Annotated in this window: 13 protein-coding genes; 3 read left to right on the forward strand and 10 right to left on the reverse strand. The window is 72.4% G+C overall.

All coding sequences use genetic code 11. The annotated features are described in order from the left end of the window. Positions 1-11: 11 nt before the first annotated feature. Positions 12-1,301 carry an MFS transporter gene (locus tag OG214_RS34275; RefSeq protein ID WP_405986918.1) on the reverse strand — a complete coding sequence of 430 codons (1,290 nt, stop codon included), beginning with the start codon at positions 1,299-1,301 and terminating at the stop codon, positions 12-14. Between the two features lie 86 nt (positions 1,302-1,387). On the opposite strand from OG214_RS34275, the gene OG214_RS34280 reads away from it, so the two are divergent. Next, positions 1,388-2,605: an ROK family protein gene (locus tag OG214_RS34280; RefSeq protein WP_363085465.1), complete on the forward strand. Its 1,218-nt coding sequence runs from the start codon at positions 1,388-1,390 to the stop codon at positions 2,603-2,605. Here OG214_RS34280 and OG214_RS34285 read toward each other — a convergent pair. From OG214_RS34285 to OG214_RS34300, 4 genes are all read right to left on the reverse strand, one after another. Then, positions 2,595-3,164: a DUF4865 family protein gene (locus OG214_RS34285; protein WP_363085466.1), complete on the reverse strand. Its 570-nt coding sequence runs from the start codon at positions 3,162-3,164 to the stop codon at positions 2,595-2,597. The genes OG214_RS34280 and OG214_RS34285 overlap by 11 nt on opposite strands. Positions 3,165-3,218: 54 nt before the next feature. Beyond that, positions 3,219-3,824 carry a TetR family transcriptional regulator C-terminal domain-containing protein gene (locus OG214_RS34290; RefSeq protein ID WP_405986919.1) on the reverse strand — a complete coding sequence of 202 codons (606 nt, stop codon included), beginning with the start codon at positions 3,822-3,824 and terminating at the stop codon, positions 3,219-3,221. Between the two features lie 209 nt (positions 3,825-4,033). After that, the gene (locus tag OG214_RS34295; protein ID WP_363085468.1) at positions 4,034-4,558 is read right to left on the reverse strand and encodes an ATP-binding protein; all 525 of its coding nucleotides are present in this window, start codon (positions 4,556-4,558) and stop codon (positions 4,034-4,036) included. 328 nt (positions 4,559-4,886) lie between these two features. After that, complete coding sequence (locus tag OG214_RS34300; RefSeq protein ID WP_363085469.1) at positions 4,887-5,204, reverse strand: hypothetical protein; 318 nt, start codon at positions 5,202-5,204, stop codon at positions 4,887-4,889. Between the two features lie 285 nt (positions 5,205-5,489). Between OG214_RS34300 and OG214_RS34305 the strand changes: the two genes are divergently transcribed. Next, positions 5,490-6,668, forward strand: coding sequence for a PLP-dependent cysteine synthase family protein (locus OG214_RS34305; RefSeq protein WP_405987689.1), 1,179 nt, complete (start codon positions 5,490-5,492; stop codon positions 6,666-6,668). 153 nt (positions 6,669-6,821) lie between these two features. On the opposite strand, the gene OG214_RS34310 is transcribed toward OG214_RS34305, so the two are convergent. The 3 genes from OG214_RS34310 to OG214_RS34320 form a co-directional block, all read right to left on the reverse strand. Further along, positions 6,822-7,289: an SRPBCC family protein gene (locus OG214_RS34310; protein ID WP_363085202.1), complete on the reverse strand. Its 468-nt coding sequence runs from the start codon at positions 7,287-7,289 to the stop codon at positions 6,822-6,824. A gap of 45 nt (positions 7,290-7,334) precedes the next feature. Further along, complete coding sequence (locus OG214_RS34315) at positions 7,335-7,814, reverse strand: SRPBCC family protein (protein ID WP_405986920.1); 480 nt, start codon at positions 7,812-7,814, stop codon at positions 7,335-7,337. 204 nt (positions 7,815-8,018) lie between these two features. Beyond that, complete coding sequence (locus tag OG214_RS34320) at positions 8,019-8,867, reverse strand: DeoR/GlpR family DNA-binding transcription regulator (RefSeq protein ID WP_363085200.1); 849 nt, start codon at positions 8,865-8,867, stop codon at positions 8,019-8,021. A gap of 284 nt (positions 8,868-9,151) precedes the next feature. On the opposite strand from OG214_RS34320, the gene OG214_RS34325 reads away from it, so the two are divergent. Then, a complete protein-coding gene (locus tag OG214_RS34325; RefSeq protein ID WP_405987690.1) occupies positions 9,152-11,674 on the forward strand; it encodes a hypothetical protein in 2,523 nt (840 codons plus the stop codon). A 180-nt stretch (positions 11,675-11,854) separates the two neighbouring features. Here the strand turns inward: OG214_RS34325 and OG214_RS34330 are convergent, their stop codons facing one another. Continuing rightward, entirely contained in the window at positions 11,855-14,275 is a 2,421-nt protein-coding gene (locus OG214_RS34330) for a right-handed parallel beta-helix repeat-containing protein (RefSeq protein WP_405986921.1), read from the reverse strand. Positions 14,276-14,735: 460 nt separating this feature from the next. Then, the gene (locus tag OG214_RS34335) at positions 14,736-15,344 is read right to left on the reverse strand and encodes a hypothetical protein (RefSeq protein ID WP_405986922.1); all 609 of its coding nucleotides are present in this window, start codon (positions 15,342-15,344) and stop codon (positions 14,736-14,738) included. Between the last annotated feature and the right edge of the window lie 70 nt (positions 15,345-15,414).

A 15,414-nucleotide genomic window follows, 5' to 3' on the forward strand; every position in this document is an offset into this window, starting at 1 on the left:
TCCGGGCTCGTTCACGCCTGCTGGGGCGCCTGCCGATGAGGTGGCTGACGCGCCGGTTCCGCCGATACGTTCCGCGCGGCGTGGGCGACGACCGCGGCGGCCGCCGCCAGCAGCGCGACGGTGGTGAGGGCGAGCGGCAGCGAGAACCAGTCGGCCAGGAAACCGATCGCGGGCGGGCCCAGCAGCATCCCGCCGTACCCCAGCGTGGACGCGGTGGCGACACCGCCGGGTCCCGCCAGCGCGCCCGCGCGGCCGACGGCCACGGGGAAGATGTTGGCGAGGCCGAGCCCGGCCACGGCGAAGCCCGCAAGGGCCGCCCAGGCGGTCGGCGCGAGGGCGCCGAGCAGCATTCCGAGCGCGGCGGTGAGGCCGCCGAGGACCAGGGCGCGGTTCTGGCCGAGCCGCTCCAGCAGGACCGTGCCGGAGAGCCGTCCCGCCGTCATGGCGAGGGCGAAGAGGGAGTAACCGGCGGCGGCGAGCCCGGGGGAGGCGCCGAGGTCCTCGGTGAGATGGAGCGCGCTCCAGTCGGCCATGGCCCCCTCGCCGTACGCCGTGCACAGGGCGATCACCCCGAGGAGCAGAACCACCCGCCGGGTGCTCCGCTCACGCTCGCGCGGCGCGTGCGCGACACCCGCCTCGGCACCGGGGACGGGCGCCGGTACGGGGGCGGGTAGGAGTACGGGTGCGGCCTGTCGCAGCAGCACGGGCCCGGTCACCGCGGTCACCAGCAGTCCCGCACCGGTCAGAAGCAGAAGGTGGACGGTGGGGGAGAGACCGCCCGCGACCAGCCCGCCGAGCCCGGCCCCCACCATCCCGCCGAGGCTGTAGGCCGCGTGGAAGCTGGAGATCACCGGCCGCCGCAGGGCCGCGACGAGATCGACGGCCGCGCTGTTCATGGAGACGTTGAGAGCACCGTAGGCCGTGCCGAAGAGCAGCAGCACCAGGCCGAGCGTCAGGGCCGAGTGTGCCTGCGGCGGCAGCGCGATGCTCAGCGAGAGCAGCACCATGGACACCACCGTCACGGGATGGCTGCCGAACCGCTGACAGAGCCGCCCGGTGAACACCATCGTGACAACGGCACCCGCGGATACGCCCAGCAGGGCGAGCCCGAGATCGCTCTCGGAAGCCCCGGTCTGCTCCTTGATCGCGGGGATACGGACCACCCAGCCGGCGAACATGAAGCCGTCGAGGGCGAAGAAGACGGTCAGCGCGGTACGGAGCCGGGACAACGAGGAGCGCGCCGCGGGGTCCTTGTCGTCGCCCCCCGAGACGGCCGTCCCTACTTTGTTTAGATGCGGCACAAAATGAGAATAGGCGCGGGGAGCGATCCGTACAAGCTGCGGCCCAGGACGCCGTCACGCCTTCGGATCATGGGAGACTCGCCTCCATGAACGGCAAGGGGACCACTACCCGGACGAGGCTGGAGAGAGGCCGCGGCGCGCTCGGCCCTGCGCTGGAGCTGGTTCATACGGGCCGCGCGCCCACCCGGGCCGTGCTCACCGCGGAGCTGGGTGTCACCCGCGCCACGGCCGGAGCGGTCGCCGCGGAGCTGGAGGCACTCGGGCTGATCCGGGTCGACTCGCGGCCCGGCGCCGCCGCGGGCTCCCAGGGACGGCCCTCGCACCGGCTGTCGGTCGACGACAAGGGACCCGTCGCCCTCGCCGCCCAGGTGCATGTCGACGGCTTCCGGGTCGCGCTGGTCGGGCTCGGCGGCCGTATCGTCGCCACCGCGCCCGGCTGCGGTACGGTCTCGGCCGACCCGGCGCAGGTGCTGGGGGAGGCCGTGGAGGCCGGGGCCGCGCTGCTGCGCTCCACCGGACGGCGCTGTGTGGGCGCGGGCCTCGCCGTGCCCTCGGCCGTCGCAGAGCCGGGGGGCACCGCCCTCAACCCGCTGCACATCGCCTGGTCGGCCGGCGCCCCGGTCCGGGACGTCTTCGCCGAACGGGTACGCGCGGCCGGTATCGAGGGCCCCGCCTTCACCGGTAACGACGTCAACCTCGCCGCCCTCGCCGAGCACCGGCACGGCGCCGGCCGCGGTGCCCAGCATCTGCTCTGTGTCGCCACGGGACACCGCGGTGTCGGTGGCGCGCTCGTCCTCGACGGCCGTCTGCACACCGGCAGTTCGGGCCTCGCCCTCGAAGTCGGCCATCTCACGGTCAACCCGGAGGGGCGGCCCTGCTACTGCGGCGGGAAGGGCTGTCTCGATGTCGAGGCCGACCCGCTGGCCTTTCTCACCGCCGCGGGCCGCGCGCCGGGTCCCGAGGTCTCCCTGCTCCAGCAGTCGCGCGATCTGCTCCGTACGGAGTACGCCGACCCCGCCGTACGCCGGGCCACCGAGGAACTGATCGACCGGCTGGGGCTGGGTCTCGCCGGGCTGGTCAATATCCTCAACCCCGACCGGATCATCCTCGGCGGGCTCCACCGCGAACTGCTCGACGCGGATCCGGAGCGGCTGCACGCGGTCGTGGCCGACCGCAGTCTGTGGGGCCGGGGCGGCGGCGTACCGATTCTGTCCTGCACCCTCGATCACAACAGCCTGGTGGGCGCGGCCGAGGTGGCGTGGCAGCCGGTGCTGGACGACCCGCTGGGCGCGCTCACTCACTGAGTTCCGCGCGCTGCGGCTGCGACAGATGCAGGACCTGATAGCGGTCGCCCACCTCGCGCGGGGTGTCGTGCTCCCACAGCGTGAAGTGGACCAGCTCCCAACGGCGCGGATCGAGCGCCAGCGCCGCGCTCACGACGCCGTCGAGACCGGCCAGCCGCTCGGTCTCCCGTACCGCCGCGTCGGCCGACGCGCGCAGGGCCGTGCCCTCGGGGAGGTGCTGGCGACGGCGTACGGCCGTGCGCGGCACGCTCGTCTGGGCGGGGCCCTCCACATGGAGCAGACCCGTCCAGTAACGCACCACGGGCCGCCCGAAGTCCCGCACGAGACCGTCGAATCCGGCCCCCAGGAGGAACGCGTTCATCGCGTCGGCGGCGTTCCAGATGTAGAACGGCGCGTACTGGTTCACCGGCGAGCCGTCGGCGAGCTCGCGGATCAGATACGCCTTCAGGCCGAGCCCTGGAAAGTCGTCCAGGAGCGGGCCCTTGTCCACGACGCGTTTGCGGATGATTCCCATGTCGTAGTCGGCGGGAAGGGTGATCTCGTACTGCATGGTGTGCATCGGATGCTCCCTGTCCTGAGATGTGAGTGGTCCCGCACCGGTCCGGGGCACTCTCTAGGCATGGCGCGCGGCACTGTCGGCATGGCGCGCGTCGGGGGCGAGCAGCGCGAGCAGTCCGCGCACGCCCGCGTCGAACGCCGCGGGTGAGCCGGTGGCGCGGGCCAGGACATAGCCGCCCTGGACGGTCGCGACCACTGTCGACGCGATCTCCGCGGGAACGAGACCGGCGGCGAACTCGCCCTGTCTCTGGCCCTCTTCGACGACTCCGGACAGCCGGCCCCGCAGCCAGTCGACCGTCTCGTCGACCGGGGCCCGGAGGGTGTCGTCGGCGATGATGTCGGGGTCCATCGTGAGCCGTCCGATCGGACAGCCGCGCAGCACATCGCGCTCGCGCAGCAGATACGCCGAGATCCGGCCGTACGCCGAACCGTCCCCGCCGAGCGTCGCCTCGGCCGTCGCCCGGAGTTCCGCGGCGGTACGCCGTATCGCGGCCAGCGCCAGCGCGGGCTTGCCCGTGAAGTGGTGGTACATGCTGCCCTGGCCCGCATCGGCCCGCTGCTGGATCGACTTGGGACTGGTGCCCACATAGCCCCGGTCCCACAGCAGCTCGCGGGTGGCCTCGATCAGACGCTCGGAAGTGCTCACACGATTACCGTACATACTAGTAGGTACAGAATCCAGCGCGAGTTCGGCGGGGGAGCACCGCGCGAACGGGGCGCACTTCCGAGGTGGTACGCGTACGGCTCCGGCCGGGCGCACCGCCGCCCCGCTTGCCGCCCCGCTCGCCGCGCCGCGCGAGACCGCGGTGGACCATTCGGGTGGCTCCCGGCCCCGCGCGCTCACCGGAACGGTCCTGGACGTGCGCGCGGTCAGCTCACCGTGACCGACCGGACCGTGGCGGCCCGGTGCTCGCCGGCCAGAGCGCCGGACTCGAAGCCCGGGAAGGGGCCTTCGGTCGTCGCCCCGTACACCGGACGCAGGGCCAGGGAGAGTGCGGCCGGCGGCGTGGGGAGCGTGAACCAGATGCTCTTGCCCGTATCGCCCCGGGCGCGCACGCCCCAGCTCTCGCTCACGGCCGCGATCAGTGCGAGACCGCGGCCGCCTGTGTCGAAGGGATTGGCACGATTGACCGTCGGTATCCGGGGGTCGTGGTCACTGACCGAGACCATGAGGCGTTCGAGCAGCAGCTCGATGTCGACGGTGCACTGCTTGTCGGGCTGTGCGTGGCGGTGGACGTTGGTCAGCAGCTCGGTGACGCCGAGTGCCGCTTGGTCGATCAAAGGATCGAGATGCCAAGAACGCAATTGTGCGGAGATGATTCTGCGGACCTGACCGATCCGCGACGGCAGGGCCTGGAGCTCCACCGTGCAATGCCTGCGGGGCTGGCTGATCACGGCTGCGACTCCCCGAAATGAGGTCCGGAAGACGACGAAGGATCGGATCCAGCAACTCGCTCGCTGGCTCGCTGCTGTTCCCGGCCCGGCGGGGCTGGATCGCAGTGTTACCGCCGGTTCACCCTGAGTGATGTGAGACCAGAGTGAACCAGGGGACCCGGCTTCGCAACTCGCGGCGAATCAAAGGCTGGTCGTGTCTTCGGGGGTAGGCCGGACGTGCTGCCGTAGGTCACGCGTTCCACGGTGGATCAGGCGCTCCGCCGACGGGTCGGCGGCCCTATCGACGGGTCGGGAGCCCCGCCGGCGGAGCGGGCACCGCGCCGACAGGTCACGCGCTCTTACGGCTCGCCCGGCTGACGGCCTCCATGAACCGCTTGGCCAGCGCCGGGGCGTCGGGCCGGTGATCGCGCTGTCCCATGGTCAGCCGGTAGCGGATCCCGTTCACGGTGGCGACCGTGCTGCCACGGCCCGCGAACCAGGGTCTCGCCGCCCGTACGGCCCGCAGCGGCGCGCTGTCGATCACCCGGCCGTAGCTGGTCAGCAGAGCCAGCCTGCCGTCCTGGATAAGGACTTGACCCGCCGTGGTCAGTGAGCGGGGCCACCGTTCTATCCGTACCCCGCGCGCGTCGAACTCCGGCTCCGCCATGGCCCTCAGCCCCCTCTGTGCAGACCGCTCACAGCAGTCTGCCCAAGTATGCGCATGGACACCAGAGCGCATCGCGCACAGGGTCTCCAAGGCATCGCTATGGCTCCCCAAAGGGGACGTTTGCGCAGGTGGTACGGGTACCTTCAGGAGAGGGACGACGAGACGAGGACCACGGGGATGACGCGACGGGACAGCACGGGAACGGGCGGCGCCACGGCAGGGGCCGACGCCACGACGGCGACCGGCCTCACGACGGCGACCGGCCTCACGACGGCGGGCGGCCCCATGACGGCGACCGGCGCCACACCGGTGGCAGGGGCCGGGACCGCGGACGCCGGGGCTGCGGGCGACGGTGGCGTCAGGGCGACCGTCGACGTGGACCGCAGCGACGCCGAGTACCGCGCGTGGCTCAAGGAAGCCGTACGGAAGGTCCAGGCCGACGCCAACCGCTCCGCCGACACCCATCTGCTGCGCTTCCCGCTGCCCGAGGAATGGGGCATCGACCTCTATCTCAAGGACGAGTCGACCCATCCGACCGGCAGCCTCAAGCACCGGCTCGCCCGCTCGCTCTTCCTCTACGGTCTGTGCAACGGCTGGATCCGCCCCGGCAAGCCGGTGATCGAGGCGTCCAGCGGCTCCACGGCGGTCTCCGAGGCGTACTTCGCGAAACTGATCGGGGTGCCCTTCATCGCGGTCATGCCCCGTACCACCAGCGCCGAGAAGTGCCGGCTGATCGAATTCCACGGCGGGCGCTGTCACTTCGTCGACGACTCGCGGAAGCTGTACGAGGAGTCCGCGGGCCTGGCCGCCAGAACCGGCGGCCACTACATGGACCAGTTCACCTACGCGGAGCGCGCGACGGACTGGCGCGGCAACAACAACATCGCCGAATCGATCTATCAGCAGCTGAAGTTGGAGCGCTATCCGGAACCCGCCTGGATCGTCGCCACGGCCGGGACCGGCGGCACCTCGGCGACCATCGCGCGCTATGTGCACTACATGCAGTACGACACCCGGATCTGTGTCCCGGACCCGGAGAACTCGTGCTTCTTCGACGGCTGGACCCGCAACGACGCGCAGGCGCGCAGCGAGCACGGCTCCCGGATCGAAGGCATCGGCCGGCCGCGGATGGAACCGAGCTTCGTGCCGGGGGCCATCGACCGGATGATGAAGGTGCCGGACGCGGCGAGCGTCGCCGCCGTACGCGCGCTGGAACGGGCCATCGGACGGAAGGCGGGCGGCTCCACCGGCACGGGGCTCTGGAGCGCGCTGAAGATCGTGGCGGAGATGGTCGCGGAGGGACGGCACGGCAGTGTGGTCACGCTGCTCTGCGACCCCGGCGACCGGTATCTCGACAAGTACTACTCGGACGCCTGGCTCACCCGGCAGGGCCTGGACATCGCCCCGTACACGGTCACACTGGACCACTTCCTGGCCAACGGCGTCTGGCCGAAGGGCGCCTGAGCCCTTGGGCGGCCAGGCCTCCGGACACTCGGCTCCTCGGGCGTCCACGTCCCCGGGCGCTCAGATCCCCGGGCGCTCAGGTCCTCGGGCGTTCAGGGACCTGGGCTCAGGTCTTCGCGGGCCTCTGCGTCAGCCCCTCGCGGGTCCCCGCGCTCAGGCTTTCGCGAGGCGTCGGTCCAGGGCGCGTACCGCCTGCCGGAAGGTGCGGCCCATGGCCGGGCGGGCCAGCCGCAGAACGGTGCGGTACACCGCCGTCCCGTCCGTGGCCACGGTCCACCGCACCCGGGTGCCTCTGCCCGCCGGTGCCAGCCGCCACGCCTCCAACAGGGCGCGTACGCCAGGTGCGTCGGTCTCGTCGGTGCGATACGCGTAGAGCACATCCGGCTGGGCGGCCAGCACCGTCTCCCGGAAGTGTGAACCGCCCCGGAGCCGGACCGTACGGCCCTCCGGGGTGGGCGTCGCGGCGGTCACCGCGGTGAACCACTCGGGCCAGGACTCCGTTTCGGTGGCGAGCGCCCGGTAGACCGCTTCCGGCCGCGCGGCCAGCAGGCCCGTGTACACCAGGCGCACGGGTGCGGACTCGGCGAAGCCCAGTTCCACGGAACGGAGTTGGCGGGCCATGGACAGCACATCCCTGGGCGGCGTCGAAGGGTGGGACCGCACACTTTAGTGCGTGGTACGAGACGATCGCGCTGGTCCGTCGCGCAGCAAACGGCTGACGGCGCGGCCGAACACGAGATGCCCGGCGCGTGCGGTCAGGGCGTCGAGCGGCCGTGGCAGCGGACGGATCCGCAGCTCCTCCTCCCAGCGGACCCGGGTGACGGATCCGGCCTCGTCCTCCTCGTCCACGTACACATGGATCTCGGCCCAGCCCATGACGGCCCTGCCGCGCTTCTCCAGCCGGCAGTGGCCCGGGACGCCCGACGCGGGCGGCTGCCAGCCGACGACCTCCATCGGATCGTCGATCCTGGCCGGTCCGAGTCCGCTGCGGGCGACGAAGACCGTTCCGACGCGGGTGGGGCCGGGGGTCAGGACGGAGATCTCCGTCAGCGGCACCTGTCCCGAGTGCGCCGGCCAGTCGGTGAGCCGACGCCAGGCCTCGTCGGGGGAGAGCGGTGTGGTGCGGTCGATACGGAAGGCGCTCACGCCCCGATCGTAGGCCGGACGGGCCCCACCCGCGCGGCCCGGACCACCCGTGCGGCCCGGAGCAGCGGCCCAGTGCCGCGCCGACGCACGCGCCCGTGCGCCTCCACCCGAGCCCGCGCCTCCGTCCGCGTCCGTGCGCGGGTCGGGGGCGGGGAATGGCCGGGGAATGGCCGGGGTCGGGGGCGGTGGGCCGTGGGCGAGCGCTCAGGCGTCCCTCGGCGGTTTGACGTCCTCGGACTCGCCCGCCACCACCAGACCCGGGAGCAGCTCGGCGATCTCCTCACGGGCCTCGTCCGACAGCCCCGCGTCCGTCACCAGCGTGTCCACCTGGTCCAGCGTCGCGAAGGAACTCAGGCCCACCGTGCCCCACTTGGTGTGGTCGGCGATCGCCACCACCCGGCGTGCCGACCGTATGAACCGCCGGTTGGTCTCCGCCTCGCCGAGATTCGGTGTGGACAGCCCGGCCTCCACCGAGATGCCGTGCACTCCGAGGAAGAGCACATCGAAGTGGAGCGAGCGGATCGCCTGGTCCGCCACCGGGCCGACCAGTGAGTCCGACGGTGTGCGCACCCCGCCGGTCAGCACCACCATCGCCGCCCCGGGGTGTCCGCCGCCCGCCACACCCGCGCGCTGCGCCGCGTGGAACACTTCGGCGACCCGTATCGAGTTGGTGACCACCGTCAGATCCGGCACGTCCACCAGATGGTGCGCCAGGACATAGGTCGTCGTCCCGCCGGACAGCGCGATCGCGCTCCCGGGCACCACCATCGCCGCCGCCGCTCGCGCGATGTCCTCCTTGGCGGCCAGCTCCAGCGCCGACTTCGCCTCGAATCCCGGCTCGTGCGCGCTCGCCTCGACCACCGGCACCGCACCGCCGTGCACCTTCTCGACGACCCCCTGGCGGGCCAGCGCGTCCAGATCCCGCCGCACCGTCATGTCGGAGACATTGAGCCTGCGCGTCAGCTCATTGACACGGACCCCGCCCCGTCGGCGCACCTCGTCCAGGATCAGGGCCCGGCGCTGCTCCGCGAGGAGGTTCTGACTGTCACTCACCGCCGGGCCGTTCCTCTCCGGGTCGTCATCCATGTGGTCGTCCTCGTTCACCCGTTGTCGTACGTGCTGTCGTACCCTGCCGTCCCCGATGGCCGGGGATGTCCGATCGGTACGGGTCCCTCATCCTCGCACGGGGTTCGGACACCCGTGCCGGGGGTTGGCGGAGGCGGGCTCCGGGGAGATTCCGTGAGGGTCGCGCGGCGAACGGCCGGGGTCCGGGATTCTGATGACCCCTGTCGCGCCGACCGTGCCCGGCCCACCCTTGTTCACTCCGAGAGCGAGCCATCGAAGTGCCCTCAGAAACCCCGGATCCGCACGGCGGCGGAGCCGCGCTCGAACTGCTGGTCCACGGCGTCGGCGGGGCCACCCCGCAGAAGATGCTCGACGATCCGCGTACGGTCAGGATCACCGGTGACGAGACGGCCGCCGTCTACCGGCGCAGGGACGACGCGGAGGCGGAGCGGTATCCCGAGCGCTACGCCGACAGGCCCGTCCCCGAGGCGTACTGCTGGTCCAATCTCACCTCGGGCAATGGCTCACGGGCCCTGTGGCTTCTGCTGCTCCCCTTCATGGTGGTCAATCTCGCGCACTGGATGCGGCCCGCCACCAAGGGGCTGGCCAAGTCGCAGCGGCTGTACGGAGTCCTCGTACGGCTGGTCGCCCTCACCCTCACCGTGCTGCTGACCGCCGCCGTCTGCGAGGTCGCGCTCGATCTGACCGCGTGGCAGTGCGCCGGCTCCGCGGACTGTGTCGCCGAGCAGTCCTGGCTCGGCTTCCTGTCGCCGGAGGGACACGGCTGGTGGTCGCAGCCCGGCCGGCGGCTCGCCCTCGCCTCGCTGGTGCCCACGGCGCTGGTGGGGCTGCTCTGGTATCTGTCCAACCGCACATGGAGCGCTTACGAGGCCCAGCGCCCGCCCACCGACACACCGTCCACCTCCGCCTCCGCCTCCGCTGACGCGCCCACCGGTGCGGGTGCGGGTGCGGGCGCCGATGCCGGTGTCGGTGTCGGTGCGGGTGCCGCCTCGCCCACGGCGACGACCGCCGCGCCCGCCACCGAGACCGACGGGCGTCCCGCGCCGGGCGAGGGCCCGGTGCGGATACGGCCCGCGATGGGCCGCCCCGGGTTCTGGTACGGCCGTCGGCTCGTCGCCCGGCTGCGCGCCGCGCACACCGCCGCCGGCTTCCTCACCGTGACCGCCGCGCTGACGACGGCCGCCTCCGAGCACGACAGCGGTTCCGCCGGGATGCCGCCCGCCGTGCCGGGCCGGCTGCTCCAGGCGGCGCTCCTGGTCTGCGCGGTGGTGGTGGTCTGGGTGGTGTGCAGCAGAGGCCGCAGCGAGCGCCGGCGCGACGGCACCCTCGACCGGATGCTGATCAGCAGGCTGCCCGCCACCGCGCTCACCCTGCTCGTCCTGTCCATGGTGTACGCCGCGTGGTCCAGGCCCGGCTGGGTCTCCATGGGCGTGATCCCCGGCGACATGACCTTCCGTGTGATCGCCCTCGCGCAGGTCTCCCTCGTCGTCGCGCTCGCCGTCACGGCCCATGTCCTCCACCGCCGCGCGCCGCACGCGAGGACCGCGATGCGCGGCCTCGGCGGGCCCGCCGTCGCGATGCTCGCCTGCGGGCTGGGCGGTGTGATGACCGGTGGAGTCGCCCAGCGCGTCGCCGACTGGCTCGACGGGGACGCCACGCCAGGGATGGGCGGGGGCGCGATCCCCGGCCCGCCGGTGCTGCTGAGCTGGCAGGCCTCCGTCATCCCCGTCCTGCTCGCCATGCTGCTGGTCCCGGTGGCCGTCCTCGCCGTACGTACCGTGCGTACCGCCCGCGAGCTGGCGCCCGTCGTCGAGTCGGAGTACGGCAAGGTGACCGCGGACTCCATCCGTACCCGACAGGTGGCGGGTGTCCGTGCCAGGGCCCTGCTCACCGACGCCGTGCCCTGGCTCATCGGTCTGATCTCCGGCGCCGCCCTGCTGCTCGGTTCCGCCGCGATCGTCGGGTCCTGGCTGAGCGGCGAGGTGCCGGGCCAGGCCGCGAAGGGCGCCGAGTCCTTCGTGGAGTCCGTGGCCGACACCGCGCAGGCGCTGGGCTCCTGGCTGGTCGGCCTCGGTTTCATACTCTTCGTCACCTGGGGACGTCGGGCCTACCGTGACGCCTCCGCCCGGCGCACCATCGGCATCCTCTGGGACGTGGGCACCTTCTGGCCGCGCGCGGCCCATCCCTTCGCGCCGCCGTGCTACGCCGAGCGCGCCGTACCCGACCTCACCTGGCGGATCAGCTCCTGGACCGCGCGTACCGGCGGCCGGCTCGTCCTCTCCGGTCACTCCCAGGGCAGTGTGCTGGCCGCGGCGGCCGTCTGGCAGCTTCCCGCCGCCACGCGCCACCGGGTGGCGCTGCTGACGTACGGGTCACCGCTGGAGCGGCTGTACGGCCGCTGGTTCCCGGCGTACTTCGGCGCGGGGCCGCTGAGCGATCTGAGCAGGGAGGTGCACTGCTGGCGCAATCTGTGGCGGGCCACCGACCCGATCGGAGGCCCGGTCCGGGTCCCCGCCGAGGGTGACCGTCCCGAGGTGGACCGGGGGCCGCTGAAGGACCCGCTCGCCTATGGGCGTACGGGGCTGCACCCGCTGCCCGAGCCGGTCCTCGGGCACTCCGACTACCAGGCGGACCCGGACTTCGCCAGGGAACGGGCCGCGCTGCTCGACCGGCTGCCCCCGCCCGTGGTGCCGCGGCAGCGAGGCGAGCGGGGCGGTGAGCGGCGCGACCGGCACGGGAGTGAGCCGGGGAGCGAACGTCCGGGGAGCGAGTGAGAGAGCGGCCGGAGACGTCCGGGAGGTGACCGGGGGAGCAGGCAGGGGCAGGCAGGGGAGAGACCCGGGAGCGGCTAGGGAGCGGGAGCGATCCGGGAGCGATCCGGGAGCGATCCGGGAGCGATCCGGGGAGCGATCCGGGAGGGGCCACGGGCGCCGGCCGCCAAGGGCCGTGGAGCCTCAGGGCAGTTCGGGCAGATCGTCCGCGTAGAGCAGCGTCAGGTCGTCCGTGCTGGTCTCCGGCAACTGGGCGACCCGGCCCGCGTGCCGCTCCACCATCGACTCGAACGTCTGCCGCGCGGTACGGCCGTTGCCGAAAGCGGGCCCCTTGGGCAGCGCCGTGAAGTACTTGACGAGGGCCTCGGCCGTACCCTCGCCCAGCCGGTACTCCTGCTCCTCCGACTGCTGCCGCACGATCCTCAGCAGCTCGTCGGGCTCATAGTCACTGAAGGTGATGGTCCGTGAGAAACGGGACGCCACACCGGGGTTGACCGTCAGGAAGCGCTCCATCTCGGCCGTGTACCCGGCGACGATCACGACGACCGCGTCCCGGTGATCCTCCATCAGCTTCACCAGCGTGTCGATCGCTTCCTTGCCGAAGTCCCGTCCGGAGTCCTCGGGGGAGAGGGCGTACGCCTCGTCGATGAAGAGCACCCCGCCGCGCGCCCGGTCGAAGGCCTCCTGTGTACGGATCGCGGTGGAGCCGATGTGCTCGCCGACCAGGTCCACCCGGGAGACCTCCACGAGATGGCCGTGCTCCAGCACCCCGAGTGAGTGCAGGATCTCGCCGTACAGCCGGGCCACCGTCGTCTTGCCGGTGCCGGGGGAGCCCGTGAAGACGAGATGGCGGCGGACGGACGCGGCCTTGAGGCCCGCCTCCTTGCGCCGTCTCCCGACCTCGATCATGTCGGTGAGCGCACGGACCTCCCGCTTGACGCTGTCGAGACCGACCAGCGCGTCGAGCTCCCCGAGCACCTCCTCCGAGGAGCGCGCGAGCGCCGTGGCGGGGACGGCGGCGTCCCGGGCGGTCGCGGTCGCGGACGAGGCGGCCGTCTTCGGAGGGACCGCGCCGAGCAGCCCGGTGGTCTGGGTCGCCGTCAGTATGGAGGGCGGCTCCGGGGACGGCGTCAGTACGCCGCTCTCGTCGCTGGTGCAGTCCTCGGCGGTCGGACCGTCCTCGGCGAACTCGTAACCGCCGCGCGCGCACCGTTCCGTACGGCACCGCGTGAGCGACGTACGGCAGCCGTCCATCACATGGAAGCCGTAGCCGCCGCTGCCCGTCACCCGGCAGTTGTGGAAGGTGCCGCGGCCCTCGGCGGAGACGTAGAAGCCGGCCTCGGCGGGTGAGGTGACCGTACAGCGCTCGATGGTGGGATCGGCGCCCTTGGTGACGATGACGCCGGTCTGTACGGCGTCGATGGTGCAGGAGTTGAGCGTGCCGCCGCTGCCGTGATCACGGAACCAGGCGCCGGTGGAGGCCTCCCTGATCCGGCAGTCGTCGAGCTGCGCGGTCGCACCGTCGCTCACCGACACCGCCGTGTTCCGTACCTGGGAGATGTCGCTGTCGACGACATCGGCGCGCGAGCCGCGGTCGAGGACGAAGAGCGCGTCGGGCACGTCGTGCACCCGGCAGGAGTCGAGGACGACGGTCGCGCCGTCACTGACCCAGACGGCCGGATAGTCGCCCGTACTGTCGTGGATCTCGCACTGGTTGGCGTCCACCCGGGTGCCGGGGTCCCAGACGGAGAGCCCGTTGCGGCCGAAGCGGCGCACCGTGGAGCGGGTCAGGGTCAGCACCGAGCGGGAGCGCAGATCGACCGCGTTCTCCGGGATGTCATGGATGTCGCAGTCGGAGAGGGTGAGCACGGCGTCGGTGTCGAGGGTTATCCCGTCCGCCGAGGTGCGGTGTACGGAGGAGTCGGTGAGATGGGCCGAGGCGCGCGATGTCACCTGCACACCGGTGCCCTTGATCTCGTACACCTCGCAGCCGATGGCCTCCATACCGCTGCCCTCGCCGGTGACGGAGAGGCCCGCGCCCGAGGCGTGGTGGATCCGGCAGCGCTCCAGCCGGGGATGCGCGCCCCCGCGCACCGAGACCCCGGACTGCCCGGCCGCGACGATCTCGCACTCCTCGAAGACCCCGCCCGCGCCGTCGAGCACGCCGATGCCGACGCCGGCCGGGTTGTCGACGGTGCAGCGGCGCACGGTGGGCCGGGCCGCGCCCCGCACCTCTATGCCGGCCGCGGAGCGGGTCACGATCCGCAGTTCCGTCAGCTCGGGTGCGCCGTCCTCGACGAGGAGCGCGGGCGAGGTCGCGTCCTGGCCCTCCACAAGGAGGTCCTGGATGGTGGCGGAGGCGCGGACGGTCAGCGGGACGCCGTCGGCGGGCGCGATACGTACGGAACCGGGCGAGCCCTCAGGACCGCGCAGCGTGACGGCGCGCGCCACGATGAGATTCTCCCGGTAGGTGCCGGGGGCGACGGTGAGGACGTCGCCGTCGCCGGCCGCCTCCAGGGCGGCGGCGAGAGAGGCGTACTCGCCCGTGCGGCGCCGCCAACGCGATGTTCCGGTGTGCGTCACCTGGACCGTGCCCTGTGCCATGGCGCTGTTGTGCCCCCACCTCGTGCGTGTGCGCGTGCTGTGCCGTCCCGGGCGCCGGCCCCGGACCCCGGCCGCAAGGGCGGACCGGGCGGCACCACCGTAGCGCGCATGACAGCCCCGAGTTGACGCGAGAGGCCGCTCTCGGACGGGACTTCGCCACGACGCTCCCTGCCGGACGGGCCCGGCGGCCGGACTTTTTCGATCTTGCCGGACCAACCGCCTCGCGGAACTTGCCGGACCAACCGCCTCACGGTAGGAGATCGACCGGACGGGACCTAGGGTCTTTCGTTTGGGTCTGGCTGGGTGGGGGAGCGCCCGCCGCGGCAGCGGCTGGTGTACGCGTGGTGCCGTGGATCGCAAGGCGGAGGAGGGAGTCCACGCGGAGCGTAGGCGACCGACGACAACGCGGCGAGGCGCGGTGCCAGGGCACGCGAGCCCAGCCAGATCCAAACGAGAGGCCCTAACTGCCCGCGCCGGTGCGGCCCCAGTCGGGGCCGGCCTTGGACCATGCCCGGTCGAGGTGCTCGTACCTCCGCCGCACCAGGCGCCATACGATCAGCCGCCTGCCGCACTCCACCAGGCCGGCCGCCAGCACCCCGGCGGCGAGTCCGGCCAGCACGGCGTGGGTACGCGCGCTGTCCGCGTTCATCGGGGGCTTCACCGGTCTGCCGCGCTCGTCGGCCCAGATGCCGAAGGTGTCGCCCGCCCGGGGCTCGCGCGAGGGCGCGGAGACGAGGCCCGTACGGGAACCGCCGTCCGCCGTCCGCCAGGTGGCGATCATCCGGCTGCCCGTGTCGTGCTCCGCGGCCGACTCGGCGTCGAACGCGACGACATGGCGCTCGGTGGAGCGGCCGACGACCACGGCGGTCGTCCGGTGCCGCTGTTCGTGCTGGAAACGGACCGTCTCCCGCAAGGACGCGTCGACGGCGTTCCCGCAGAGCCAGCCGACGAGAGGTGCGGCCAGGGCGAACAGTCCCACCGCCGCCAGCGCGACCCACGCCTCGATCAGATCCGTCGCTCTGCGCAGGGGGTTGCGCCGCCAGCGCCAGAGTCCCAGTATCGTGCGCACCGTTCCGCACCCCCTTCCGTGTCCGTTTTAGCCGCGGGCAGCACGGTTTACGCGCGATGGGGGCGAAGAG

Source organism: Streptomyces sp. NBC_00872 (assembly GCF_045161915.1).
GTDB lineage: Bacteria > Actinomycetota > Actinomycetes > Streptomycetales > Streptomycetaceae > Streptomyces.